Source organism: Paracoccus aminovorans (assembly GCF_001546115.1).
Lineage (GTDB): Bacteria > Pseudomonadota > Alphaproteobacteria > Rhodobacterales > Rhodobacteraceae > Paracoccus > Paracoccus aminovorans_B.
This window is the reverse complement of sequence record NZ_KQ955209.1, coordinates 1,268,038-1,293,877: the sequence shown is the minus strand read 5'-3', so window position 1 is coordinate 1,293,877 and position 25,840 is coordinate 1,268,038. Positions and strand designations below refer to the sequence as shown.

General features: G+C 68.8%; 24 protein-coding genes. 15 read left to right on the top strand and 9 right to left on the bottom strand.

Annotated features, from left to right (window positions below; genetic code table 11):
• Positions 1–305 precede the first annotated feature (305 nt).
• Positions 306–1,658, top strand: coding sequence for a sigma-54-dependent transcriptional regulator (locus tag ASV56_RS17865; RefSeq protein WP_082724903.1), 1,353 nt, complete (start codon positions 306–308; stop codon positions 1,656–1,658).
• A gap of 18 nt (positions 1,659–1,676) precedes the next feature.
• Here the strand turns inward: ASV56_RS17865 and ASV56_RS17860 are convergent, their stop codons facing one another.
• Together ASV56_RS17860 and ASV56_RS17855 are read right to left on the bottom strand one after the other, a co-directional pair.
• Entirely contained in the window at positions 1,677–3,647 is a 1,971-nt protein-coding gene (locus ASV56_RS17860) for a sensor histidine kinase (protein ID WP_062563294.1), read from the bottom strand.
• Positions 3,640–5,010, bottom strand: a complete 1,371-nt coding sequence (locus tag ASV56_RS17855; protein WP_062563293.1) for a sigma-54-dependent transcriptional regulator — start codon at positions 5,008–5,010, stop codon at positions 3,640–3,642. The genes ASV56_RS17860 and ASV56_RS17855 overlap by 8 nt, the downstream gene beginning before the upstream one ends.
• 323 nt (positions 5,011–5,333) lie before the next feature.
• On the opposite strand from ASV56_RS17855, the gene ASV56_RS17850 reads away from it, so the two are divergent.
• From ASV56_RS17850 to ASV56_RS17835, 4 genes are all read left to right on the top strand, one after another.
• Positions 5,334–6,995 carry an OFA family MFS transporter gene (locus ASV56_RS17850; RefSeq protein WP_062563292.1) on the top strand — a complete coding sequence of 554 codons (1,662 nt, stop codon included), beginning with the start codon at positions 5,334–5,336 and terminating at the stop codon, positions 6,993–6,995.
• 237 nt (positions 6,996–7,232) lie between these two features.
• Entirely contained in the window at positions 7,233–8,270 is a 1,038-nt protein-coding gene (locus tag ASV56_RS17845) for a Dyp-type peroxidase (protein WP_172823790.1), read from the top strand.
• 1 nt (position 8,271) lies between these two features.
• Entirely contained in the window at positions 8,272–9,069 is a 798-nt protein-coding gene (locus ASV56_RS17840) for a family 1 encapsulin nanocompartment shell protein (RefSeq protein ID WP_062563291.1), read from the top strand.
• A gap of 7 nt (positions 9,070–9,076) precedes the next feature.
• Positions 9,077–9,973, top strand: a complete 897-nt coding sequence (locus tag ASV56_RS17835) for a bestrophin family protein (protein ID WP_062563290.1) — start codon at positions 9,077–9,079, stop codon at positions 9,971–9,973.
• A 10-nt stretch (positions 9,974–9,983) separates the two neighbouring features.
• Here the strand turns inward: ASV56_RS17835 and ASV56_RS17830 are convergent, their stop codons facing one another.
• Positions 9,984–10,370: a DUF2147 domain-containing protein gene (locus ASV56_RS17830; protein WP_062563289.1), complete on the bottom strand. Its 387-nt coding sequence runs from the start codon at positions 10,368–10,370 to the stop codon at positions 9,984–9,986.
• 170 nt (positions 10,371–10,540) lie between these two features.
• Here ASV56_RS17830 and hisA point away from each other — a divergent pair, with 170 nt between their 5' ends.
• Genes hisA through ASV56_RS17810 form a run of 4 tightly spaced genes read left to right on the top strand, consistent with a single transcriptional unit; the run spans position 10,541 to position 12,847 of the window.
• Positions 10,541–11,257, top strand: coding sequence for a 1-(5-phosphoribosyl)-5-[(5-phosphoribosylamino)methylideneamino]imidazole-4-carboxamide isomerase (gene hisA, locus ASV56_RS17825; protein WP_062563288.1), 717 nt, complete (start codon positions 10,541–10,543; stop codon positions 11,255–11,257).
• 9 nt (positions 11,258–11,266) lie between these two features.
• A complete protein-coding gene (hisF, locus tag ASV56_RS17820) occupies positions 11,267–12,028 on the top strand; it encodes an imidazole glycerol phosphate synthase subunit HisF (protein ID WP_062563287.1) in 762 nt (253 codons plus the stop codon).
• Positions 12,025–12,339: a phosphoribosyl-ATP diphosphatase gene (locus ASV56_RS17815; RefSeq protein ID WP_062563286.1), complete on the top strand. Its 315-nt coding sequence runs from the start codon at positions 12,025–12,027 to the stop codon at positions 12,337–12,339. The genes hisF and ASV56_RS17815 overlap by 4 nt, the downstream gene beginning before the upstream one ends.
• Positions 12,340–12,346: 7 nt before the next feature.
• Entirely contained in the window at positions 12,347–12,847 is a 501-nt protein-coding gene (locus tag ASV56_RS17810; RefSeq protein ID WP_062563285.1) for an MgtC/SapB family protein, read from the top strand.
• On the opposite strand, the gene ASV56_RS17805 is transcribed toward ASV56_RS17810, so the two are convergent.
• The 5 genes from ASV56_RS17805 to cobU all read right to left on the bottom strand — a co-directional run bounded on the left by ASV56_RS17805 (position 12,844) and on the right by cobU (position 17,263).
• Positions 12,844–14,373 carry a TRAP transporter large permease gene (locus ASV56_RS17805; RefSeq protein WP_062563284.1) on the bottom strand — a complete coding sequence of 510 codons (1,530 nt, stop codon included), beginning with the start codon at positions 14,371–14,373 and terminating at the stop codon, positions 12,844–12,846. The two genes, ASV56_RS17810 and ASV56_RS17805, sit on opposite strands and share 4 nt — an antisense overlap.
• A gap of 12 nt (positions 14,374–14,385) precedes the next feature.
• Positions 14,386–14,925, bottom strand: coding sequence for a TRAP transporter small permease subunit (locus ASV56_RS17800; RefSeq protein WP_018001212.1), 540 nt, complete (start codon positions 14,923–14,925; stop codon positions 14,386–14,388).
• Positions 14,926–15,043: 118 nt separating this feature from the next.
• A complete protein-coding gene (gene cobS / locus ASV56_RS17795) occupies positions 15,044–15,790 on the bottom strand; it encodes an adenosylcobinamide-GDP ribazoletransferase (RefSeq protein WP_062563283.1) in 747 nt (248 codons plus the stop codon).
• Positions 15,783–16,739 carry a nicotinate-nucleotide--dimethylbenzimidazole phosphoribosyltransferase gene (gene cobT, locus ASV56_RS17790; protein ID WP_062563282.1) on the bottom strand — a complete coding sequence of 319 codons (957 nt, stop codon included), beginning with the start codon at positions 16,737–16,739 and terminating at the stop codon, positions 15,783–15,785. The genes cobS and cobT overlap by 8 nt, the downstream gene beginning before the upstream one ends.
• Positions 16,736–17,263: a bifunctional adenosylcobinamide kinase/adenosylcobinamide-phosphate guanylyltransferase gene (gene cobU / locus ASV56_RS17785; RefSeq protein ID WP_062563281.1), complete on the bottom strand. Its 528-nt coding sequence runs from the start codon at positions 17,261–17,263 to the stop codon at positions 16,736–16,738. The genes cobT and cobU overlap by 4 nt, the downstream gene beginning before the upstream one ends.
• Positions 17,264–17,407: 144 nt before the next feature.
• Between cobU and ASV56_RS17780 the strand changes: the two genes are divergently transcribed.
• The 6 genes from ASV56_RS17780 to ASV56_RS17755 all read left to right on the top strand — a co-directional run bounded on the left by ASV56_RS17780 (position 17,408) and on the right by ASV56_RS17755 (position 23,469).
• Positions 17,408–19,012: a peptide ABC transporter substrate-binding protein gene (locus ASV56_RS17780; protein WP_062563280.1), complete on the top strand. Its 1,605-nt coding sequence runs from the start codon at positions 17,408–17,410 to the stop codon at positions 19,010–19,012.
• 64 nt (positions 19,013–19,076) lie between these two features.
• Positions 19,077–19,994 carry an oligopeptide ABC transporter permease OppB gene (oppB, locus tag ASV56_RS17775; RefSeq protein ID WP_018001217.1) on the top strand — a complete coding sequence of 306 codons (918 nt, stop codon included), beginning with the start codon at positions 19,077–19,079 and terminating at the stop codon, positions 19,992–19,994.
• Positions 19,995–19,997: 3 nt separating this feature from the next.
• The gene (locus ASV56_RS17770; RefSeq protein WP_062563279.1) at positions 19,998–20,921 is read left to right on the top strand and encodes an ABC transporter permease subunit; all 924 of its coding nucleotides are present in this window, start codon (positions 19,998–20,000) and stop codon (positions 20,919–20,921) included.
• 1 nt (position 20,922) lies between these two features.
• Positions 20,923–21,948, top strand: a complete 1,026-nt coding sequence (locus ASV56_RS17765; protein ID WP_062563278.1) for an oligopeptide/dipeptide ABC transporter ATP-binding protein — start codon at positions 20,923–20,925, stop codon at positions 21,946–21,948.
• Positions 21,945–22,952 carry an ABC transporter ATP-binding protein gene (locus tag ASV56_RS17760; protein WP_062563277.1) on the top strand — a complete coding sequence of 336 codons (1,008 nt, stop codon included), beginning with the start codon at positions 21,945–21,947 and terminating at the stop codon, positions 22,950–22,952. The genes ASV56_RS17765 and ASV56_RS17760 overlap by 4 nt, the downstream gene beginning before the upstream one ends.
• A gap of 31 nt (positions 22,953–22,983) precedes the next feature.
• Positions 22,984–23,469, top strand: a complete 486-nt coding sequence (locus ASV56_RS17755; RefSeq protein ID WP_062563276.1) for a HugZ family pyridoxamine 5'-phosphate oxidase — start codon at positions 22,984–22,986, stop codon at positions 23,467–23,469.
• 37 nt (positions 23,470–23,506) lie between these two features.
• Here ASV56_RS17755 and ASV56_RS17750 read toward each other — a convergent pair whose 3' ends face one another.
• Positions 23,507–25,801: a hypothetical protein gene (locus ASV56_RS17750; protein WP_062563275.1), complete on the bottom strand. Its 2,295-nt coding sequence runs from the start codon at positions 25,799–25,801 to the stop codon at positions 23,507–23,509.
• Between the last annotated feature and the right edge of the window lie 39 nt (positions 25,802–25,840).

Here is a 25,840-nt window from a genome sequence, read left to right as displayed (position 1 = left end):
GCTGGCGCAGCGGCTTTTCGCCGCTGCGGTCAGCGCCGCCGACCCGGCGCTGGCGGTGCGCCGGCATTTCCAGCGCCATCCCGACACCGGCGGCACCATCCTGGTCGCCGTCGGCAAGGCCGCGCCCGCATGTTCCATGGTGACGCCAGGAAACCCCTCGACCAGCTCCTGCCGATGATCGAGGGAGGGCAAACAGGGCACCGGCCAACCAATGCGTGTCCGCGAGTCTTGCTCGTTTCGAGGGCCATCTTGCTGTATCACGAAAGGCAGGCGTCCGCAGGGACCGGACAGAACGGGAGGTTGCATTGGAAGCCCAGGCGACGGCGCCCGCCGCCGACAGATCCGACCCGCTGATGCGCCAGGCAAGCGTGCTGGTCGTCGACGACGAACCGGGCATGCGCAATTTCCTGGTCAAGACGCTGCAACCCCATTGCCGCGCGGTGCTGGAGGCGGCGGATGTCGAGACCGCCGGCGCCATGCTGCAACAGCAGCGCTTCGACATCGTGCTGCTGGACAACCGCATGCCCGGCCCGCGCGGCATCGACTGGCTGATGCAGCAGCGCAAGCAGGGCTGGCGGTTCGAGGCCATCATGATCACCGCCTTTCCCGACCTGGATACCGCCGTCGAGGCGATGCGGGCGGGGGCGGCGGATTTCCTGTTCAAGCCATGCCGCGCCAATCAGGTGCTGAACGCGGTGCGGCGCAGCATGGAGCTGGCCTCGCTGCGGCGCGAGAACCTGCTGCTGCGCCATGAGCTGGACCGGGCGCGGCTGAGCCAGCGCAGCCAGCTTCTGGGCAGCTCGCCCGCCATCGAGGAGGTGCGCGACAGGCTGCGCCGCGTGGCGGGCCTGCCGACGCCGGTGCTGATCTCGGGCGGCTCGGGCACCGGCAAGGAAGAGGCGGCGCGCTTCCTGCATGCGCTCTCGGGCCGCGCCGACCGGCCCTTCGTCGCGATCAATTGCGCGACCATCCCCGCCGACATGCTGGAAGCGGAGCTGTTCGGCCATGCGCCCCGTGGCGCGGACCAAGGGCGGGCGGGCCTGTTCGTGTCAGCCGAGGGCGGGACCGTCTTTTTCGACGAGATCGCCGAACTGCCCAGGCCGGCGCAGGCGGCGCTGCTGCGGGTGCTCGACAAGCAGACCATCCGCCTGGTCGGCTCGGAGCGCGAGATCGCGCTGGACCTGCGCTTCGTCTTCGCCACCGGCAAGACGCTCGCGGCCGAGGTCGAGGCCGGCCGGTTCCGCGAGGACCTGTTCTTCCGGGTGAACGTCCTGCAGATCGAGATGCCGCCGTTGAGGCTGCGCGGCACGGATACCATCGACCTGGCCGCCTTCTTCATGGCCGGGCTGGCCGCGGAACTGGGGCTGGAGCCCTTGCCGATCGATTCCCAGGTGCGCGCGGCGCTGCTGCGCCACCCCTGGCCGGGCAATATCCGCGAGCTGCGCAACTTCATCGAACGGTCGCTGATCTTCGGCCGCTTTCCGCTGGAGACGCTGGGGCCGGCCACGCCCCGGGACGTCGAGCCGCTGGATGCGGTGCAGCGCCGGCACATCCTGCAGGCGCTGGAGCTGGCCGGCGGCAACCGCTCGCGCGCCGCGGACTGGCTGGGCGTGTCCCGCAAGACCATCGAGCGGAAATGCGCGCGCTGGGGGTTGTGAACGGCGCCCGCGGCGCGATCACGCCGCAGGCAGCCAGATGCGGAATCGGCTGCCGGTCGCGTCGCTCTCGACCGTGATGCTGCCGCCCTGGCGCTCGACCAGCCGGCGGCAGATCGACAGGCCCAGCCCGGTGCCGCCCTTGCGGCCGCGGCTGGTGACGAAGGGCTCGAAGATCTGCCCCAGGATCTCGGGCGGGATGCCGGTGCCGGTGTCGGAAAGCTCCAGTGTCACGCCCGGCGCGCCGTCGAAAGCCGCGTCGCGGCTGGCGATGCGGATCTCGCCGCCCTCGGGCATGGCGTGGATGGCGTTGGCGATCAGGTTCACCAGCACCTGCTGCAACGCGACCCGGCCGATCCGCACCCTCTGCGTCGAGCGCAGGTCGTGGCGCATGGCGACGGTGCCGCGCGCCAGCATGTGCCGGACCAGCGGCTCGCATTCCGCGACCGCCTGCACCGGATCGGTTGCGGGCTCGCCCTCGCCCGGCTCGTCCATGCGGGCGAAATCCAGAAGCCGCGTCACGATCTGCGAGATGCGGTGGATCTGTTCGTCGATCAGCCGCAGCTCGGTATCGGCCGGCCGGGCCGTCGGGCCCAGGATCTCGCGCAGCACGTCCAGGTTGCCCTGGATCACCGCCAGCGGGTTGTTGATCTCATGCGCGATCCCGGCCGAGATCTCGCCCAGGGCGGCCAGCTTTTCCGATTGCACCAGCTGATGCGTGGCGGCCTCGAGTTCGCGCACCGCCTGGCGCAGGGCGGCGGTGCGCTCCTCGACCCGCAGGTTCAGTGCGTCGTTCCAGGCGCAAAGCTGCCGGTCGCGATCCTGCAGCTGCGCCAGCAGCCTGTCCAGCAGCATGGCAAGGCCGGCGATCTCGTCCGCGCCCCGAGTGACGCCGGTGCGGGCGGACAGGTCGCCGCCGCGCAGCCGGGCGAAGGTCTCGGCGATCTTCTCGAGCGGGCGGAAGATGCTGCCCGCCCAGCGCAGGAACACCGGCACCGTGACCAGCGCCACCAGCAGGAAGGCGGCCAGGACCAGCAGCACCGTGCGGCGCTTGGCCTCGGCGAAGGGGCGCTCGAGGATGCCGACATAGATCATGCCGATGCGCTGGCGCGCGCTGTCCTCGACCGGGGCATAGGCCGAGATATAGCGGTCCTGCAGCACCTGCGCCCGGGCCAGCCAGACCTGGCCCTGGCCGAGCACCCGGTCGCGCACGATGGCCGAGGCCCGGGTCCCCAGCGCCCGCGCCCCGCCCGCCACCGTGACATTGGTCGAAATGCGCATGTCGCCCAGAAACAGCGAGACCGTGGCATGGGCGCCCGGCGGCAGGGTGTCGGGGCGATAGATCAGCTCGTTGATGCGGTCGATGACGGACAGGTTGCGGTTCAGCAGGATGCCGCCGACCATGATCGCCGGCGCGCCGGTACCGGGCTGGCTGGCCGCGACGACCGATTGGACGACCATGCCGCGGGTCTCGGTCTGCTGCGGCTTCTGGCCGGTGGCGTCGACCATGACGATCTCGGCCCGCGCGGCAAGCCCGGGAGAGATGGCGCGAAGCTCGGCCTGGTCCAGGACCTCGATGAGGTTGCGCGCGCCCCGCGCCGGGGCCGCGCCCGGCCCATGCAGCGGGTGCGCCCCCCGCGGGCTGGCCGCGACCATGCCGCCGGCCGGGCTGGCCAGGTAGAGATAGTCGAGCCCCAGCCGCACCCGGTAGACGTCCAGCAAGCCCGGCAGGTCGGCGCTATGGGCGAATTCCTCGGAACGCGCCAGCATCTCGATGCGCTCGCCGGCGGTTTCCAGGATGTTCTGCAGATATTGCTGGGCGATGGTCAGGTCGCTGTTGACCTTGGCGGTCAGCAGCCGGTCGAACTTGAGCGACCATTGATGCATGGTGATGCCCAGGAACACCGGCAGGATCACCAGCACCGGCAAGAGCGCGATGGCGAGCAGGCGGTAGCGCACCGAATGACGCCAGCGGCGGGTCGCCTCAGCCATTCCAGTCCGCCAGGCGCCGGTCGATGGTCTTGCGCGAGATGCCCAGCCGCGCCGCCGCCGCCTCGCGGTCGCCGTCCAGCGCCGCCAGCGTGCCCATGATCGCCCGCCGCTCGATCTCGGCCAGGGTCTGGCCATCGCGGCGGCCCAACGGGGCGGCCAGCGGCGGGAAGCGGCCCAGGATCAGCGCGCGCTCGACGGCATTGCGCAGCTCGCGCACATTGCCGGGCCAGTCGTAGGTGGCGAGGTTCGCCCGCACCTCGGCGGTGATCGGCACGGGCCGCATGCCAAGCTGCCGGGACAGGATGGCCATGAACAGATGCACCAGGTCGAACAGGTCCGGCCCGCGCTCGACCAGCGTCGGCATGGCGATATGCAGCACGTTGATGCGATAGAGCAGATCGGCCCGCAGCCGCCCCTCGGCCACCGCCTTGTCGAGATCGGTATTGGCGGCAAAGATCAGCCGCACATCCACCGGGGTCTCGCGCTCGGACCCCAGCGGGCGGATGCGGCGATCCTCGATGGCGCGCAAAAGCTTGGCCTGGAGCCCGACGGAAAGCTCGGCGATCTCGTCCAGGAACAGCGTGCCGCCGCGCGCGGACATGAACAGCCCCTCGCGGTTCTGCTGGGCGCCGGGAAAGGCGCCGCGGATATGGCCGAAAAGCTCGGTCTCCAGCATGTCCTGCGGGATGGCGGCGCAATTGACCGGCACGAAGGCATGGTCGGCGCGGTCCGACAGCGCATGGATCATCCGCGCCGCCACCTCCTTGCCGGTGCCCGAGGCCCCGGTGATCAGCACCGACGAGGGCGTGGCGGCGACCCGGGCGATCACCTGCCGCACGGCCTCGATGGCCGGAGAACTGCCGATCAGCTCGCTGCGCAGCCGGTCCTGGTCGAGGCTGTTGCGCAGCTCCTGGCGCAGCACCAGGTTTTCCCGCCGCAGCCTCTCGCCTTCAAGGCAGCGGGTGATGCTGTTCAGCAGCTGGTTGGTGCGAAAGGGTTTCAGCAGGAAATCCGAGGCACCGGCCTGCAGCGCCTGGATGGCGGTTTCCATGTCGGCAAAGGCGGTCATCAGGATCGCGGGCGGAAAGAAGCCCAGCCGCCGCTGCTCGGACAGCCAGTCGACGCCGCGCTGGCCCTCCATCAGGTTGTCCAGGATGACCAGGTCGAAGTCGGTCTCGGCGATCAGGGCGCTGGCCTCGGCGGTATTGGCGGCCAGGCGTATGGCGCGGCATTTCGGGGCCAGGATCCGCTCGAGGAAATTCCGCATGCCCGGCTCGTCCTCGACGACCAGGATCGCGGCCTGGGCAATCGCCGCGCCGAACGCGCCTTGCGTGTCGGGCCTTGGGTCGGTTTCTGCCTGCATCACACCCCTTCCCCCCAGGAAAACACAGTCGCATTCCCCCGCCCGGCTTGGCAAGCGTCCGGCTCTTGCCGGATGGACCCGGGCGGGGCGCAGGTCAACGGACAAGCTGTCCGGGTGCCGCGGACAGGTTGTCCGTCGATGCGTCCCGGCGCCACATGCGGGACAGATTGTCCGGGCATGGCGGACATATTGTCAATTGATATCAATAGACTGATCTGGCCTCATCGCTTTTCACGCGCATCCGCGACCGCGAGCCGCACGCCGGAAGAGGAGCCGGCGGCATCGCGCGCCCCAGGTCGCATGCCCAGGGAGGAAAACAACACATGACGGATCTTCAGGAAGGCTGGACAGAGAGCGGCGCTTCCGCCGGCCTGCTGTCCCGAGACCGCACGATCGCCAAGCCCGGCTTCAACCGCTGGCTGGTGCCGCCCGCCGCGCTGGCGATCCACCTGTGCATCGGCATGGCCTATGGCTTCTCGGTGTTCTGGCTGCCGCTGTCGCGCGCCATCGGCGTCAGCGACCCGGTGAGCTGCGAGGGCATGAGCCTGGTCTCGGCGCTGTTCACCACCAGCTGCGACTGGCGCATCGCCGATCTGGGCTGGATCTATACGCTGTTCTTCGTGCTGCTGGGATCTTCGGCCGCGATCTGGGGCGGCTGGCTGGAAACCGCGGGGCCGCGCAAGGCCGGCGTGGTCGCGGCCTGCTGCTGGTGCGGCGGCATGGTCGTCTCGGGCATCGGGGTGATGACGCACCAGCTTTGGCTGATGTGGCTCGGTTCGGGCTTCATCGGCGGCATCGGGCTGGGCCTGGGCTATATCTCGCCGGTCTCGACGCTGATCAAGTGGTTCCCCGACCGGCGCGGGCTGGCGACCGGCATGGCGATCATGGGCTTCGGCGGCGGCGCGATGATCGGCGCGCCGCTGGCCGACCGGCTGATGAACCATTTCCAGTCGGCGCAGGAGGTCGGCGTCTGGCAGACCTTCTTCGTCATGGCGGCGATCTATCTGGTCTTCATGCTTGCCGGCGCCTTCGCCTATCGCGTGCCGCCGGCCGGCTGGAAGCCCGAGGGCTGGCAGCCCAAGACCTCGACGAAACAGGCCGCGATGATCACCCAGCACCACGTCCACCTGCGCGACGCCCACAAGACCCGGCAGTTCTGGCTGATCTGGCTGGTGCTGTGCCTGAACGTCTCGGCCGGGATCGGCGTCATCGGCATGGCCTCGCCCATGCTGCAGGAGATCTTCGCCGGCCATCTGATCGGCCGGCCCGACCTGGACTTCACCCGGCTCGACACCGGGCAGAAGGCCGCCATCGCCGCCATCGCCGCCGGCTTCGCGGGGCTTCTGTCGCTGTTCAACATCGGCGGGCGGCTGGGCTGGGCCTCGGCCTCGGACCGGTTCGGGCGCAAGAACACCTATTTCATCTTCTTCATCCTGGGGATCGCGCTTTACACCCTGGCGCCCAGCGTGGCGCATTCCGGCAACCAGGTGCTGTTCGTGGCGATGATCTGCGTCATCATCTCGATGTATGGCGGCGGCTTCTCGACGGTGCCGGCCTATCTGGCGGATGTGTTCGGCACGCAATTCGTCGGCGCCATCCACGGCCGGCTGCTGACCGCCTGGGCCACCGCCGGCATCGTCGGGCCGGTGGTGGTGAACTATCTGCGCGAGGCGCAGATCGCCGCCGGCGTGCCGCGGGCGCAGGTCTATGACTACACGATGTATATCCTGGCCGGCTTCCTGGCGCTGGGGCTGGTCTGCAACCTGCTGGTGCGGCCCCTGGACGAGAAATGGTTCATGGCGCCCGAGGAACTGGCGGCCCTGCAGGCGCGCGAGCACAAGACGGCCGAGGTGCGGAGCGGCTCCTTCGGCATCGACCGCGGCCGCTTCGACCTGCCGGCGCTGCTGGCCTGGGCTGCGGTCGGGCTGCCGCTGGCCTGGGGCGTCTGGATGACGGCGCAGAAGACCGCGGCGCTGTTTCACTGACGGCCGGGTGGTGCGGCCGGCGGCAGCGCCGGAAGGCCGAGCCGCACCGAAGAACTGCCGAAGCAGCGCCTTCGAACATGAAGAAGCTTGTGCCGCCTTGGTGATTGATCACGGGGGGCTCGAACGCCGAGTTTGACCTGCACGCGGCGCGCCACATCCATGGTCGCCGCCCGGCTGGGCCTTTTCCCGCCCGCCGGTTTGGGCTTTCCTTTCCCTCAAGCCAGCAGGAGATTCGTGATGCCGCCCATCGCCAGCCAGCCCGCGGACGCTTCCTTGACGGCGAATGCGATTTTCCTGACGCTGTCGCTGGACCAGGGCGAGGCGGCGCTGCAGGCCTTTCGCGGCCTCTGCGCCGACCTGGCGGGGCTGGTGCGCGCGGTGGGCTTTCGCAACCCTGCCGCCGGGCTCAACTGCGTGATGGGGATCGGCCATGCGCTGTGGCAGCGCCTCGGGATGGGCGCGACGCCGCAGGGCCTGCACCCGTTCCGCGCCCTCGCGGGCGTGCATCGCGCGCCGGCCACGCCCGGCGACATCCTGCTGCACATCCGCGCCGCGCGGCCGGATTTCTGCTTCGAGCTCGCGCGCCAGCTCATGCTGCGCCTCGGCCCCGTCACCACGCTCGAGGACGAGACCCAGGGCTTCAAGTTCTTCGACAACCGCGACCTGCTGGGCTTCGTCGACGGCACCGAGAACCCCGAGGGCGCCCAGCGGACCGAAGCCGTTCTGGTCGGCGACGAAGACCCCGCCTTCGCCGGCTCAAGCTATGTCATCGTGCAGAAATACCTGCACGACCTCGCGAAATGGGAGGCGATGGGCGTGGCCGCGCAAGAGCGTGTCATCGGCCGCCACAAGCTTTCGGACATCGAATTCCCCGATGCCGAAAAGGCCAGCTCGGCCCATAACGTGCTGACCAACATCAACGACGCGCAGGGCAACCAGCTGCAGATCCTGCGCGACAACATGCCCTTCGGCAGCCCCGGCCGGGCCGAGGCCGGCACCTATTTCATCGGCTACGCCCGCGAGCCGGGCCGCATCGAGACCATGCTGGAGAACATGTTCATCGGCCTGCCGCCGGGGAACTACGACCGCATCCTCGATGTCTCGACGGCGGTGACGGGCGGGCTGTTCTTCGTGCCGACCGTCGATGTGCTGGAGCGCATCGGCGCCGGCCGGCCCGTGGCGCAGGCCGCCGCGCCGGCCCCGGCAGCCGCGGCGGCGCCCGACGGCTCGCTGGGCCTCGGATCCTTGAAACGCGAGACTGGACAGGGGAACTGACATGGACAATCTCTATCGCGAACTGGCCCCGATCAGCAGCGCCGCCTGGGCGCAGATCGAGGAAGAGGCCGCGCGCACGCTGAAACGCTACCTGGGCGCGCGCCGCGTCGTCGACCTGCACGGGCCCGAGGGCTTCGCGCTGTCCGCCGTCGGCACCGGCCACCTGAAGCCCGCGCCGGCGCTGGCCGAGGGCGTCGCCTGTCACCGGCGCGAGGTGAACCCGCTGGTCGAGCTGCGCGTGCCCTTCACCCTGACCCGCGCCGCCGTGGACGACGTGGCGCGCGGCGCCAACGACAGCGACTGGCAGCCGCTGAAGGATGCCGCCCGCCAGCTTGCCCTGGCCGAGGACCGGCTGGTGTTCCATGGCTATCCCGAGGCCGGCATCAAGGGCATCCTGCCCGAGACCAGCAACCCGGCCGTGCCCCTGCCCGAGGATGTCGCCGACTACCCCGAGGCGGTGGCGCGCGCGGTCAGCGCCCTGCGGCTGGCCGGGGTGAACGGGCCCTATGCGCTGGTCCTGGGCACCGCCGGCTTCACGGCGGCAAGCGGCGGGGCCGAGGACGGCTATCCGGTGCTCAAGCACCTCGAAAAGCTGGTCGATGCGCCGGTGACCTGGAGCCAGGCCTTGCAGGGCGGCGCGGTGGTGACGACGCGCGGCGGCGATTTCGACCTGTGGCTGGGCCAGGACATCGCCATCGGCTATCTGTCGCATGACGCGCAGACGGTGACGCTGTATCTTCAGGAAAGCCTGACCTTCCAGATGCAGACCGCCGAGGCGGTCGTGGTGCTGGAGGCCTGAGGCGGCGATGATCCGGCGCTCGCAGCCCAGCCTGCGCGACATCCTGTTCACGGTGCATGGCTCGATCATCCCCTCGATCCTGGGCCGGCTGGCGGCGATCGGGGCGGTGTCGCTGGTGGCGGTGCTGGCGGCCGGGCTGCACCCGGGCATCTTCGCCACGATCAGCGCCTTTCCCTTTACCCTGATCGGCATCGCGCTGTCGGTGTTCATGAGCTTTCGCAACGGCACCTGCTACGCCCGCTGGTGGGAGGGGCGGCAGCTCTGGGGCCAGGTGCTGACCGGCTGCCGCGGCCTGGCGCGGGCCAGCGCCGGCCTGCCGCCCGGCTTGCGCGAGCCGCTGTTGCGCGGGCTTTGCGGCTTTGCCGCCGGGCTGGCGGCGCGGCTGCGCGGCCGGGACGAGCGGGCCGCCATCGCCCGCTGGCAGCCCGACCTGGCGCTGGCCGGCCGGGTCAACCCGACCGACGCGGTGCTGCGCGAGGCCGGGGCGCGGCTGGCGGCGGCGCTGGGACCGGGCGGGCTGGACCCGATCCGCTGGTCGGTGCTCGAGGGTCATCTGCATGCGCTTTCGGCGGCCCAGGCCGGCTGCGAGCGCATCGCCACGACGCCGGTGCCCTTCGCCTATTCGCTGCTGCTGCACCGCACGGCGCTGGTGTTCTGCCTGCTCCTGCCCTTCGCGCTGGCGGGGTCGCTGGGCATCTGGACGCTGCTGCCGGTGCTGCTGGTGGCCTATACCTTCTTCGGCCTCGACGCGCTCGGCCACCAGCTCGAGGATCCGTTCGGCCAGACCCCCTATGCCCTGCCCCTCGACACGCTCGCCCAGACCGTCGAGCGCGAAATGATGGAGGCGATCGGCGCCAGCCCCCTGCCCGAGCCGCTGGCGCCGGACCGGCACCAGCTCATGTAGGGCCGCGCGGCTATTTCACCCGCGTCCAGTGCTGGGTCTTGCAGAACACCGCGATGCAGCCCGACACGTCCAGCGCCTTGCCCTGCAGCTGCATCTTCGACTTGTAGGTCTTGTCGGCGCCCGGATCCCAGATCGTGCCGCCCGAGAACTTGCCGCCGCCGTCGTCGCGCATGCCGGCGACGATGTTCTTGCCGGTATGGGGCGAGGCGATTTCCTTGCCGGCCTTGTCGAAGCTTTTCACCAGCTTGCCGCAATATTTGCCGCCGCAGTCATAGAACTGCACCATGCCGATATTGCCCTGGTCGTTCGCCTGGGTCTGGAAGATGCCGTCGATGCCCTCGGCCTGGGCCGCGCCTGCGGCCAGGGCCAGCGCGGCGGCGATTGCCAGTGTCCTCATGATAATTCCCCCTCCCCGGGGCATGGTTGCGGGGGCCAGCATGACCGGCGCCGCCCGGCCCGATCAAGAATGACGTGAGGTCGGCGATGATCTTCCGCCGAATCCGGCCGGGCCCTTTCGGTTTGCCGCGTCCTGTGGCAAAGGGGCCGCGACCCAACAGGAGAGATGCGATGATCCTCTATCCCGCCATCGACCTCAAGGACGGCAATTGCGTGCGCCTGCTGCGCGGCGACATGGAGGCGGCCACGGTCTTCGGCGCCGATCCGGCGGCGCAGGCCCGGGCCTTCCAGGATGCCGGCGCGGAATGGCTGCATCTGGTGGACCTGAACGGCGCCTTCGCCGGCAAGCCGGTGAACGCGGCGGCGGTCGAGGCGATCCTCTCGGCCATCTCGGTCCCGGCGCAGCTGGGCGGCGGCATCCGCGACATGGCGACCATCGAGGCCTGGATCGAGCGCGGGCTGTCGCGCGTCATCCTGGGCACCGTCGCGGTCGAGAACCCGGCCCTGGTGCGCGAGGCGGCCATGGCCTTTCCGGGCAAGATCGCCGTCGGCATCGACGCCCGCAAGGGCCGCGTCGCGACGCGCGGCTGGGCCGAGGAGACCGACGTGATGGCGACCGATCTTGCCCAGCGGTTCGAGGACGCCGGCGTCGCCGCGATCATCTATACCGACATCGACCGCGACGGCGCCATGCAAGGCCCGAACATCGCCGCGACCGAGGCCCTGGCGCGGGCGGTGAACATCCCGGTCATCGCCTCGGGCGGGGTCAGCTCGATGGCCGATCTGGATGCGCTGCGCGCGACCGGCGTGATTGCGGGTGCGATCTCGGGCCGGGCGCTCTACGATGGCGCCATCGATCTGGCCGAGGCGCTGCGGGCGCTAGCGTAAGGGGGCGGCATGCTGAAGACCCGGGTGATCCCTTGCCTGGACGTGGCCGATGGCCGCGTGGTCAAGGGGGTGAATTTTGTCGATCTGGTCGATGCCGGCGATCCGGTCGAGGCGGCGCGCGCCTATGACGCCGCCGGCGCGGACGAGATCTGTTTTCTCGACATCCACGCCACGCATGAAAACCGCGGCACCATGTTCGACCTGGTGACCCGCACGGCGGAAGCCTGTTTCGTGCCGCTGACCGTGGGCGGCGGCGTGCGCAGCCACCAGGACGTGCGCGCCCTGCTGCTGGCCGGCGCCGACAAGGTCAGCTTCAACTCGGCCGCCGTGGCGAACCCCGACGTGATCGCCGAGGCCGCCGACCGTTTCGGCAGCCAGTGCATCGTCTGCGCCATCGACGCCAAGACCGTGGCGCCCGGCCGGTGGGAGATCTTCACCCACGGCGGCAGGAAGCCCACCGGCATCGACGCGGTGGAATTCGCCATGACCGTCGCCGCCAAGGGCGCGGGCGAGATCCTGCTGACCAGCATGGACCGCGACGGCACGAAATCCGGCTTCAACATCCCGCTGACCCGGGCGGTCGCCGATGCGGTGAACGTGCCGGTCATCGCCTCGGGCGGCGTCGGCGCGCTGGAGCACCTGGCCGAGGGCGTGCTGGAAGGCCATGCCAGCGCCGTGCTGGCGGCCTCGATCTTCCATTTCGGCACCTTCTCGGTGCGCGAGGCCAAGGAACACCTGGCCGCGGCCGGCATCCCCGTGAGGTTGACATGAGCGGCGGATTGCAGCGCCTGGCCGAGACCATCGAGGAGCGCAAGTTCGCCGATCCCGACACCAGCTGGACGGCGAAACTGCTGGCCAAAGGCCCCGAGAAATGCGCCGAGAAATTCGGCGAGGAGGCGGTCGAGGCGATCATCGAGGCGGTCAAGGGCGACCGCGACAAGCTGATCTCGGAGGCCGCCGACACGCTTTATCATCTGCTGGTGATGCTGGCCGCACGCAATGTCACGCTGGCCGAGGTCGAAAATGAACTGGATCGCCGCGAGGGGCGTTCGGGGATCGAGGAAAAAGCGTCAAGAAAGTGACACGCAAATGCTGGACTTGCTGGCCGAGGAATTCCTGCGACCGTCAAGCCTGCCATTTCCGGTCATGGTGCTGCGTCTTCTGATGGCGCTTGGCCTTGGCGGCTGCATCGGCTGGGAACGCGAGGCCCATGCCCGCGCCGCCGGGCTGCGCACCCATATGCTGATCGCGCTGGCCGCCGCCTGCTTCACGCTGGTCGCGGTCGAACTGGCCGAGTTCGGTGCCGCGCATTCCGACCAGCAGCGCACCGACCCGCTGCGGCTGATCGAGGCGGTGACGGCGGGCGTGGCCTTCTTGGCCGCCGGGTCCATCGTCATCAACCGCGGCTCGGTCAAGGGCATCACCACCGGCGCCTCGATGTGGCTCTGCGGCGCCATCGGGCTCAGCTGCGGCATGGGCGACCTGCGGCTGGCGATGCTGGTGACCGGGCTGGCGCTGGTCGTGCTCTACCTGATCCGGCAAATGGTGCCGAGCCCGCCCAAGGACAAGGACGGGGACGAGCCGCGCTAGTCGAACTGCGGCTGGCCGACCGGCGCCGGCTGGGGCGAAACCTGCGGCGCAATCTGCGGCTGGCCCAGCCCGGCCGGCGCGCCCGGGCCCGGGGATTCGCCCAAGCCGGCCGGGGCGCCCAAGCCGCCGGGCTGGCCCAGGTCGCCGAGGCCCCCGGCCGGAAGCTCGATCCTGATGCTGTCCAGGTCCACCGCCGGCCCCTTGTCCAGCATCCCCGTCACCAGCCCGGGCCAGAAGATCACGATCACCACCAGCATCAGCTGCATGACCAGCCACGGGATCGCCCCCATGTAGATGTCGGTGGTCCTGACGTCGCGGCTGGCGATCGAGCGCAGGTAGAACAGCGCGAAGCCGAAGGGCGGGTGCATGAACGAGGTCTGCATGTTGATGCAGAGCAGCACCCCGAACCACACCAGGTCGATGCCGAGCGTTTGCGCCACCGGCACCAGCATCGGCACGACGATGAAGGCGATCTCGAAGAAGTCGAGGAAGAAGGCCAGGAAGAAGATGAAGACGTTGACGAAGATCAGGAAGCCGATCGGCCCGCCCGGCAGGCCCGAGAGCATGTGCTCGATCCACAACCCCCCGTCCATGCCCTGGAACACCAGGCTGAACACGGTCGAGCCGATCAGGATGAACACCACCATCACCGTCAGGTCGGCGGTGGCATAGACCGCCTCGCGCAGGATGGTCAGGCTCATCCGGCCATGCAGCAGCGCCAGCACGAAGGCGCCGACGACGCCGAGCGCGCCCGCCTCGGTCGGCGTGGCCAGGCCGACGAAGATCGTGCCCAGCACCAGGAAGATCAAGAGGATCGAGGGCACGATGCCCATCAGCACCTTCAGCACCAGCTTCAGGTCCAGCTCGCCCCGCACCTCCTTGGGCAGCGGCGGCATGTCCTGCGGCTTCAGGATCGACAGGACCAGGATGAACAGCAGAAAGATCAGCACCTGCGCGGCCGAGGGCCCCATGGCGCCCAGATACATGTCGCCGACCGAGCGGCCGAGCTGGTCGGCCAGCACCACCAGCACCAGCGAGGGCGGAATGAGCTGGGTGATGGTGCCCGAGGCGGCGATGACCCCGGTCGCCAGCCTCGGGTTGTAGCCATAGCGCAGCATCACCGGCAGCGAGATCACCCCCATGGTGATGACCGAGGCCGCGACCGTGCCGGTGATGGCGCCCAGGACCGCGCCCACCACGATCACCGCATAGGCAAGGCCGCCCGGCACGCCGCCGAACAGCTTGCCGGTGCCCTCCAGCAGGTCCTCGGCCAGGCCCGACCGCTCCAGCACCGCGCCCATGAAGGTGAAGAACGGGATCGCCAGCAGCAGGTCGTTCGAGATGATGCCGAAGAAGCGATGCGGCAGCGCCGACAGGAACGAGGGGTGGAAATGCTCGGTCGCGATGCCGATGGCGCCGAACAGCAGCCCGACCGCGCCCAGCGTGAAGGCCACCGGAAAGCCGTAGAGCATGAAGCAGATCATGCACAGGAACATCGCCGGCGGCAGGAAGCCATAATCGAACATGCTCGCAGGCTCCTATTGCAGCGGCTTGGTGTATTTGGTTTCCAGCGTGATCAGCCCGCGCAAGGCGGCGATGCGCTTGACCAGTTCGGACAGGGCCTGCAGGAACAGCAGCCCGAAGCCGACCGGCAAGAGCAGCTTGGCCGGCCAGCGCACCAGCCCGCCGGCATTCGAAGAGCCCTCGTTGATGCGCCAGGATTCGACGAAGACCGGCCAGGTCAGCCAGGCCGCGACGAAGGCAAAGGGCAGCAGCAGGAACAGGATGCCGAACAGGTCGATCCACAGCCGCGTCCGGTCCGAGACCGCGCCATAGATCAGGTCGACCCGGACGTGTTCGTTGCGGTAAAGCGCCGCCGCCGCGCCCAGCAGGACCAGCCCGCCGAACATGTACCACTGCACCTCGAGCCAGGCATTGGACGAGGTGTTGAAGATCTTGCGGATGATGGCATTGCCGGCGCTGACCAGGACGGCGGTCAGGACCAGCCAGGCCACGGCACGACCGATCAGCAGATTGGCGCGGTCGATGCCGCGCGACAGGCCCAGAAGGGCACCCATGGCTGAACTCCTCTCCCTGTCGTTGCGCGGTCCCTTTGCGGGCCGCGCGCCGGTTCGCGCCGGTCGTTCTTTTCGTTTTCTATGCCGGATGGAAAAACCCGGTCAAGCACGGCTCGGTTTACGTGGCGGCAAGCACCAGGAGCACCGCGATCTCGCCGGCCTGCTGCATGGCGCCCAGCACGTCGCCGGTCTGCCCGCCAAGCCGACGCCGCGCGCTGCGGGCGACCCATCCCTGCGCCAGCGCGCAAGCCAGCAGCGCCGCGAGCCACCCCGCCGAAAGCCCCGCCGGCCACAAGAGCACCGCCGCGCCGATCAGCGCCGCCACCCCCGCCTGCCCGGCCGAGATCCGGCCCGCGAGCCGCCCCAAGCCATCGCTGCGCGCGGGCGGCAGCGCCGTAAGCCCCGCCGCCATGCCGGCGCGCGACAGCGCCGCCGCCGCGACCAGCGCAGCAAGGCCCAGCCCCGGCGCCATGGCGGCCAGCGCCGCGGCGCGCAGGCCGAAGCCGAGGATCAGCGCCACCACGCCATAGCTGCCGATGCGGGAATCGCGCATGATCTCCAGCGCGCGGGTGCGATCCGCGCTGCCGCAGCCATCGGCGAAATCGGCCAGCCCGTCCTCGTGCAGCGCCCCGGTCAGCGCCGCCGTGGCGGCCAGCGCCAGCAGCGCCCCGGCCAGCGGCGGCAGGCCCAGTTCTCCGGCCAGCCAGAAAACCCCGCCCGCCGGCAGCGCCACGGCGATTCCGGCCAGTGGAAAGGCCCAGGCGGCCTGCGACAGCGGCACCGGCCGGGCCGGCAGCAGCTTGCCCAGCGGCAGCCGGGTCAGCCAGACCAGCGCGGTCGCGGCCTGCCCCGCCCGGTCAGCCAATCCCCGCCTCGGCAAATGTCGCCATGCCGTTGTGGCATTCCAGCGCCGCGCGCAGGATCAAGAGCGCCACCGCCGCGCCCGAGCCCTCGCCCAGCCGCATGTCGAGCCCCACCACCGGGGTCTTGCCCATGACGGCGATCAGCCGGCGATGGCCCGGCTCGGCGCTTTCATGGCCGATCAGGCAATGGTCCAGCGCGTTGCGGTCGTTGACCAGCAGCACCCCCGCTGCCGCCGAGCAGATGAAACCGTCCAGGATCACCGGGATGCCCAGCTCGCGCGCCCGGATGACGGCGCCGCAGATCGCCGCCTGCTCGCGCCCGCCATAGCTGCCCAGGATCGAGGCCGCCGTCGCCGCGCCCTTGTGACGCTTCAGCCCGGCCTCCACGGCGCGGATCTTGTTGACCATGACCGCGTCGTCGGCGCCGGTGCCGGGGCCGACCCAATCCTCGGCCGTGCCGCCGAAGGTCGCGGCGGCCAGCGCGGCGGCGACGGTGGAATTGCCGATGCCCATCTCGCCCAGCAGGATCACGTCGGCCTCGGGGTCCACCGCATCCTTGCCGGTCTGGATCGAGGCCACCAGATCCGCCACCTCCAGCGCCATGCCGCGGGTGAAATCGGCGGTCGGGCGGTCGAGGTCCAGCGCCAGCACCTGCAGATCGGCGCCCGCCAACCGGCACAGTTGGTTGATCGCCGCGCCGCCGTTGCGGAAATTCTCGACCATCTGGGCGGTGACCTCGGCCGGGAACGGGTTCACGCCCTGCGCCACGATGCCGTGGTTGCCGGCAAAGACCAGCGCCTGCGCGCGGTCGATGCGCGGCCGGTCGCGGCCCTGCCAGCCGGCCATGAACACCGCCAGCTCTTCCAGCCGGCCCAGCGAGCCCGGCGGCTTGGTCAGCTGGTCCTGGCGGTCGCGCGCGGCTGCCGCGGCTGAATCATCATAGTTTTTCAAGGCATTCCTCGTGAAGGTTTCAGCTGCAGGGGCAAGCCGCTGACCGCCATCCAGACCTGGTCGGCCACGGCCGCCACGGCCTGGTTCATCCAGCCATGCTGGTCGCGAAAGCGCCGGGCCAGCGCATTGTCGGGCACGATGCCCAGGCCCAGCTCGTTCGTCACCAGCACCACCGGGCTTTTCTGCGCGCCGAGCGTGGCGCAAAGCGCCTCGACCCGGGGGCCGGGATCGCTGTCAAGGATATTGGCCAGCCACAGCGTCAGGCAATCGACCAGCCGCACCCCCTGCCCGTCCGTATCCGCCAGCGCGCGACACAGCTCGCGCGGCGCCTCGATGGTGCGCCATTCCGGGCCGCGGCGGTCCCGGTGCAGCGCGATCCGCTGCGTCATTTCGTCGTCCCGCGCCTCGGCCGTGGCGATATAGATCGCCGGCCCCGGCGCGCGCGCCGCCAGCTTTTCGGCCAGCGCGGACTTGCCGGAACGGGCGCCCCCGGTCACCATGGTAATGCGCGAAACCTTGTTCATGCTGATCTTGTTTCACAGGACAAGGGCGTGCGAAAGCCGGAAATCGCTCTTGCTATCTTACAGCTTTTCAGGTCAATTTCGATCCATCGCGCGGCAAATCCCCAGAAAAGAACCGCGCCCGCAACATTCGAGAGAGGTGCCTTCATGACCCGCCTGTTCCTGACCACCGCACTGGCCTGCGCCATCGCCCTGCCCGCCTTTGCCGTCCAGCCCGCCGAGGGCGAGAAGCTGGCCGAGAACCAGAGCTATACCTTCTGGCTGCTCGATGCGATCAAGACCGCCGATCCGCAGAAGAACACCGATGTCGAGGGTTCGGACATCATCCGCCAGCTGTTCGAGGGCCTGTTGAACGAGGATCCCAAGGGCGCGCCGATCCCCGGGGTCGCGACCGGCTTCGACCTCTCGGACGACAAGCTGACCTATACCTTCCACCTGCGACCCGAGGCGAAATGGTCGAACGGCGAGCCGGTCACCGCGGGCGATTTCGTCTATAGCTGGCGCCGCCTGGCCGATCCGGCCACCGCCAGCGAATATGCCTGGTTCATCGAGCTGATGAACGTCGAGAATGCCACGGCCGTGGTCAAGGGCGAGAAGAAGCCCGAGGAGCTGGGCGTCAAAGCCGTGGACGAGCACACGCTGGAAGTGAAGCTGACCGCGCCGACGCCCTATTTCCCCAAGATGGTCACCCATGCCTCGACCTTCCCGGTGAACCAGAAGGTCGTCGAGGCCGAGGGCGACGCCTGGACCCAGCCCGGCAAGCTGGTCGGCAACGGCGCCTATGTGCTGAAAAGCCACGACCTGGGCGTGCAGATCAGCATGGACAAGAACCCGGAATATTGGGACGCCGCCAATGTGGTGATGGAGCATATCAAGGGCCTGACGGTGAACGACAACAACATCGCCCTGACCCGCTATCAGGCCGGAGAGCTGGACCGGGTGCAGATCCCCGCCGGGCAGTATCCGCGGCTCAAGGAGCAGTTCCCGGATCAGGCCATCTCGATCCCCTATTCCTGCACCTATGCCTATCTGTTCAACGTCGGCGACAAGGCCCCCGAGGCGCTGAAGGACGTGCGCGTGCGCAAGGCGCTCAGCTATGCCATGCAGCGCGACGTGGTGGTGAACCAGATCCTGCAGGGCGGCCAGAAGCCGGCCTACAACTGGACGCATTGGGCCATCGAGGGCTTCCAGATGCCCGAGATCGACTATGCGGGCTGGACCCAGGCCGAGCGGCTGGAAAAGGCCAAGGCGCTGCTGGCCGAGGCCGGCTATGGCCCCGACAAGCCGCTGAAGCTGACGCTGCAATACAACACCGACGAGAACCACAAGAAGATCGCCGTCGCCGCGCAGCAGTTCTACAAGCAGATCGGCGTGCAGATCGAGCTGAACAACGTCGAGTGGAAGGTGCATACCGACCGCATGCAGTCGCAGGATTTCCAGATGGCCCGCTATGCCTGGTGCGCGGACTATAACGAGGCCTCGACCTTCCTCGACTATTTCCGCACCACGGGCATGAACTACGGCAAGTATTCCAACCCGGAATTCGACAAGCTGATGGACCAGTCGAAGACCTCGGCCGATCCGAACCAGCAATATACCGCGGCCGAGAAGATCCTGGCCGAGGACATGCCGCTGGTGCCGATCTATCAATACGCCAAGGTCGATATGATCCGCGACGACATCAAGGGCCTGCCGACCGAGAACGTGATGAACGACTGGTATGCCAAGGACATCTACCGCATCCAGAAATGACGATCGGGGGGCGGCCCGGCGCCGCCCCTGAACACGTCCGGCACCTGTCCTTGGGAACCTGCGCATGTTCGGCTTCATCCTTCGGCGCCTCGCCGTCGCCATCCCGACGCTGCTTCTGCTGATCGTCGTCTCGTTCCTCTTGATGCATGCCGCGCCCGGCGGGCCCTTCACGCAGGAACGCGCCTTGCCGCCGCAGGTGCTGGCCAACCTGAACGCCAAATACGGGCTCGACGATCCGCTGTGGCGGCAGATCGTCAACTATGTCTGGGGCATCGTCGCGCATTTCGACTTCGGCCCCAGCTTCGTCTATCCCGACCGCTCGGTGAACCAGATCATCGCCGCCGGCTTCCCGGTGACGCTGACCTATGGCGGCATCGCCTTCGTCGTGGCGGTGGCGGTCGGCGTCAGCTTGGGCGTCGCGGCGGCGATCCGGCAGAACAGCTGGCTCGACTACCTCGCCGTCGGCGTCTCGATCGGGGCGCAGGTGCTGCCGAACTTCGTCATGGCGCCGATCCTGGTCCTGGTGTTCACGCTGTGGCTGGGCTGGCTGCCGGGCGGCGGCTGGGGTGGGCCGATCTACTGGATCATGCCGGTGGTGGCGCTCTCGACCAGCTTCATGGCCTCGATCGCGCGCATCACCCGGTCCTCGATGCTGGAAGTGCTGGGCTCGAACCACATCCGCACCGCCCGCGCCAAGGGCCTGCCCGAGTCGCGCGTCATCCTGCGCCATGCGCTGAAGCCGGCGCTCTTGCCGGTCATCAGCTATCTGGGGCCGGCCTTCGTGACCATGATCACCGGCTCGGTGGTGGTGGACATGTATTTCTCGACTGGCGGCATCGGCCGCAGCTTCGTCGATTCAGCGCTGAACCGCGACTATGCGGTGATGATGGGCATCACCATCCTGGTCGGCGCGCTGACCATCTTCTTCAACCTGGTGGTGGACGTGCTTTACGCATGGATCGACCCGAAGATCCGGTACTGAGCCATGATCGAGACGCAAAAGATGCAGTCGCTGGCCGCCCGCCTGTCGCAACCCGAGGTCAAGGGCCGCAGCCCCTGGGCCGACGCCCGCCGCCGCTTTCGCCGCAACAGGGCCGCCATGGTCAGCCTGGCCGTGCTGATCCTGGTCGGGCTGTTCGCGATCTTCGGCAACCAGATCGCCGCCTGGCCGAATGACGAGATGGATTTCTCGGTCATGGGCCAGGCCGCGCAGCTGGGCGCGCCGAGCTGGACGAACGGGCATTACTTCGGCACCGACGACCTGGGCCGCGACCTGTTCTCGCGCACCGTGCAGGGCACGCAGGTCTCGCTGATGGTCGGGCTGATCGGCGCCGGCATCGCGGTGATCGTCGGTACGCTTTACGGCGCCACGGCGGGCTATGTCGGCGGCCGCACCGATGCGGTGATGATGCGCGCGGTCGATGTGCTGATGTCGATTCCCTATATGTTCGTGCTGATCCTGCTCCTGGTGATCTTCGGCCGCTCGATGTCCATGCTGTTTCTGGGCATCGGCCTGATCTCCTGGCTGGACATGAGCCGGATCGTGCGCGGCCAGACCCTCAGCCTGAAACACCGCGAATTCATCGAGGCCGCCCGCGCCGCCGGCGTCCCGGCCTGGCGCATCGTGCTGCGTCATATCGTGCCGAACCTGCTGGGCGTGGTCGCGGTCTATGCCACGCTGCTGGTGCCGCTGATGATCCTGTCGGAAAGCTTCATCAGCTTCCTCGGCCTCGGCGTGCAGGAGCCCTTGACCTCCTGGGGCGCGCTGATCTCCGAGGGCGCGGGGACGATGAACTACGGCACGCTCTGGCAGCTGATGTTCCCGCTGTTTTTCTTCTGCATCACGCTGTTCGCCTTCTTCTTCGTCGGCGACGGGCTGCGCGATGCGCTGGACCCGAAGGATCGCTGACATGGCGCTGCTGGAAATCCGCGACCTGGCCGTGCGCTTCGCCACCACCGATGGCGCGGTCTCGGCCGTCAATGGCATCGACCTGGACGTCGCCAAGGGCCAGACCCTGGGCATCGTCGGCGAAAGCGGCTCGGGCAAGTCGCAGTTGGCGTTCTCGATCATGGGGCTGCTGGCGCGCAACGGCCGCGCCACGGGCTCGGTCCGCTTCGACGGCGCCGAGATCCTGAACGCCCCGCCCAGGGTGCTGAACCGCATCCGCGCCCGCGGCATCGCCATGGTGTTCCAGGACCCGATGACCAGCCTGAACCCCTATATGCGCGTCTCGGATCAGATGGCCGAGGTCCTGATGCTGCACAAGGGCCTGGGCAAGGCGGCTGCCGTGGCAGAGGCGGCGCGCATGCTCGACGCGGTCAGGATCCCCGACGCGCGCGGGCGCATCCGGCTTTATCCGCACGAGTTCTCCGGCGGCATGCGCCAGCGGGTGATGATCGCCATGGCGCTGCTCTGCCGGCCCGAGCTGCTGATCGCGGACGAGCCGACGACGGCGCTGGACGTGACCGTGCAGGCGCAGATCATGCAGCTGCTGGCCGATCTGCAACGCGAATTCGGCATGGCGATGATCCTGATCACCCATGATCTTGGCGTGGTGGCGGGATCATGCGAGCGGGTCATGGTCATGTATGGCGGCCGGATCATGGAGCGGGCGCCGGTCGCGCCGATCTTTGCCGATCCGGCGCACCCCTATACCCAAGGGCTGCTCGCCGCGATCCCGCGCGTGGACCAGCAGGGCGAGCGGCTGATGGCGATCCCCGGCAGCCCGCCCAACATGACCGCGCCGCCGCCCGGCTGCCCCTTCGCGCCGCGCTGTGCCTATGAGCGGCCGGCCTGCGCGGCGATGCCGCCGCTGGAAACCTTTGCCGCCGGGCGCGAGCGCGCCTGCCACGCCCCGGTCGCCGAGGTGCGCGCCGGCCCGCCCCCGCTGCCCGACCAGCCCGAAGCCGCCGCCATCGAGGAGCTTCAGCCATGACCCCGCTCATTTCCGCGCGCGAGTTGCGCGTGACCTTCGATGTGCCGCAGCCCGGCGCCCTGCCCTGGTCGAAGCCGCGCCAGCTGCATGCCGTGGGCGGCGTCAGCTTCGACCTGATGCCGGGCGAGACGCTGGGCGTGGTCGGCGAATCCGGCTCGGGCAAGTCGACGCTGGCCCGGGCGCTGATCGGGCTGGTGCCGGCCACGGGGCGCGCGGTCTGGCAGGACGGCACCGACCTGATCGGGCTCTCGCCGCGCAAGATGCTGAAATATCGCAGCGAAATCCAGATGGTGTTCCAGGATCCGCTGGCGAGCCTCGACCCGCGCATGACGGTGGGCCAGATCATCGCCGAGCCGCTGGTCACCCATCGCAAGGGCCTGTCGCGGGCCGAGGTCAAGACCCGCGTCAAGGACATGATGGACCGCGTCGGCCTGCTGCCGAACCAGATCAACCGCTATCCGCATGAATTCTCGGGCGGGCAATGCCAGCGCATCGGCATCGCCCGCGCCCTGATCGTCGAGCCCAGGCTGGTGATCTGCGACGAGCCGGTCTCGGCGCTGGATGTCTCGATCCAGGCCCAGGTCATCAACCTGATGGGCGACCTGCAACGCGACCTGGGCCTGGCGCTGATCTTCATCGCGCACGACCTCTCGGTGGTGAAGCATATCAGCGACCGGGTGCTGGTGATGTATCTGGGCCGGGTCATGGAACTGGCCGAGGCGCAGGCGCTTTATGCCGAGCCGCGCCACCCCTATACCCAGGCGCTGCTCTCGGCGGTGCCGATCCCGGACCCAGGCCGCGAGCGCGCCAAGCGCATGATCCCGCTGGGCGGCGAGTTGCCCAGCCCGATGAACCCGCCCTCGGGCTGCGTCTTCCGCACCCGCTGCCCGCGCGCGCAAGCGGTCTGCGCCAGCGAACGGCCGGCGCTGGAGGGTGGCGCGCATCTGACCGCCTGCCATTTCCCCGGCGCGCTGACGCCGCAGGAACTGGCCGCGGCCGGTTGAACGCAACGGTGGCGCCGCGCATGCTCCGGCCATGACACAGGATCCGATTCGCCAGACCACCGACGACGCCCGCGCCATGGCCCGCGATTTGCTGGCGCAGGCGCGCCACGCCAGCCTCGGCACGCTCGACCCCGAAACCGGCGCGCCGCTGGTCACGCGCATCGCGCTGCAGACCGATGCCGACGGCGCGCCGCTGGCGCTGCTCTCGGGCCTCGCGGCGCATAGCCGCGCGATCGCCGCCGACCCGCGCGTCGGCCTGATGCTGGTGGCCGAGGCGCCCAAGGGCGACGCCATGACCCATGCCCGGCTGTCGATCCTGGGCCGCGCCCTGCCTGCCCCGGCGGATCAGGCGCGCCGGGCGCTGTGGCTGGCGCGCGACCCCAAGGCCAAGGTCTATCTCGACCTGCCCGACTTCCGCTTCTGGCGCATCGAGCCGGTCTCGGGGCTCTTGAACGCCGGCTTCGGCCAGGCCTTCCACCTGGGCCCCGCCGACATGCTGAAACCCCCGGCAGAGTGATCCGCCGGAGGCCTCGGGAGAACCCTTTCAGAAACCCCTAGTCCGGGTTGTCCATCCGCGCCCGGATGCTGACCGAGCCCCGCGCCGCCGCGTTCCAGTTCAGCGCGATCTGCCGCTGGTTCGCCGACAGCTGCGTCTGCACCCAGGGCATCTCGCTGATGCGGGCATTGGCGGCATTGGTGATGGCGCTGGTCGCGACCACGGATTGCACGTTGCGCACCCAGCCGTTGAACGGCAGCGCCTTGTCCACCGTGATCACCCAGCGGTTCGAGGCCGTGGCCTGGCTATGGCTGATGTCCACCGGATTGGCGACATAGACGTTCACGCCGTTGAACATGTTGCCCTGGAACTGGATATTGCGCATGCGCTGGTAATTCAGGTCGGCAAAGGTGGTGTCGACCTTGTCGATGCGGGTGATCTTGTTGTTCAGCGACTTGAACACATTGCCCATCACCGCCAGCCCGTGGATGAAATGCCCGCTGCCATAGGGCTTCACCACCAGCCAGTTGAAACCCAGCGTCGTGTTCGAGGCCAGGAAAGTGTTGCCGGTGATGGTCAGCCCGCCGAAGGAATACTCGTCGCCCTCGAAATTCGGCAGCGGGTCGTGCTCGTTGGTCCATTCGATCGAGCAATTGTCGATGTAATTGCCGGTGATCGTCGCCTGCACGTTGGTCTGGGTCAGGATCAGCCCGCCGAAGCGCACGCCGTTCTGGGCATTGTCGCCCTGGAACCAGTGGTTGCCCTCGATCATGTGGCCGCCGCCGTTCATCACCGCGAAATGCGCGAAGCGGATGAAGCGGCTGTGGCGGATCTTGGTGTCGTTGTTGTTGATGTTGATGGCGACGGTCTTGCGGTTCTGCGCCAGGTCGCCCATCTCGTTCGACAGGAATTCGCAGCGGTCGACCAGCATGCCCTGGCAGCCGGTGCCGATCGAGGTAATGCCGCGATCCCGGGGCCGGGTGAAATAGCAGTCGCGGATGCAGTTCATCGTGCCGGTCTTGGCCAGCATGATGCCGCTGGCATTGCCCTCCAGCAGGAACTCGATGTCGTCGAAGTTGAAGCGGCTGAGCTGCTCCATGCCCGAGAAATCCAGCGCATAGCGATAACGCTCGAAAGTATAGGTCCGGGTGCCCGCGCCGCCGTAAAGCGGATTGGACAGCGTCAGCGTGCCCTGGGCCACATTCTTCTCGCGCACATAGACCTCGCGTCCGACGCCGTTGCCGACCACGCGCGAGCCGATCTCGATATTGGCGACATTGGCGACGCCCGACAGCGTCAGCGACTGGTTCACGGCATAGGTCGCGACCGAGGTCACGGTGCGCGTGTCCCAGGCCGGGCCCGCCACGATGGCGATCTGGCCGTTCGCGATCACCCGGCGGTTGGCAAAGCTGGTCATGCCCGGCACGGCATCGGTGATGACCAGCGGCTCGGTCAGGTGGACGACGCGGCCGCACAGGTTCAGGACCGCATGGTCGGTAAAGCCCAGCAGCGCCTGGAGCCCGCGCTTCAACCCCTCGGTCTCGTCGCCGAAGGCCGAGGCATAACTCGGATAGTCGAAGCTGCGCGTCAGAGCCAGCCGGGCCGCGCGCGGCATCTTCAGCGTGCCGGTGAAGCGGATCGGCGAGGCGATGCTCAGGTCCGAGCCGATGTAGAACACGCCCGCCGGCACCAGGATGCCGCGCCCGGCCGCGGCCTGGTCGGCGGCGACAAAGGCGGCGCGGTCGTCCGCCGTGCCGTTGCCGATGGCGCCGAAGTCGCGCACGTCGACCCAGTCCAGCATGTCGGGCACGAAGGCCGCCGTCACGTCCTCGATGACGATGCTCTCGATGCGGATCGAGCCGTTGTTGTCGCCGATCAGGTCCAGGCCGAAATGGCCAAAGACCGCATTGCGCCCCCAGGCCATGTCGACCCCGTCGCGCCGCCCGGTGCCGACCACGGCGGCGACCTCGACCACCTGGCCATAGCCCGGCAGCGTCACCGCCGGCCCGGTCTGGATCACGCCCGCGACATTGGTGCCGGCGGCATTGCCGGCAAAGCCCGCGATCCGCACCTGCGGCAGGTTGCCGGCCAGCGCCTTGACGCGGGCCGAGACGCGCAGATAGCTGCCGGGGTTGATCGGCGTGCGCTGCATGTAGCGCAGCGATGTCACCGTCTCCTGCTTCAGGATCTCGAGACAGCTGCCGAAATCCTCGTCCGCCGGGACCAGCGCGGCATTGGCCGCCCCCGCCCAGGTCGGAGAGCCCGCCCGCCCGTCGGTCTGGGACCACTGATTCAGTCCCAGCCGGAAGGCGCGCGGCATCAGCGACTGGTTCCCGATAATCGCAATGGTCATGCCAATTCTCCCTAATCCAGATCAAGCGAGGCGGATGCC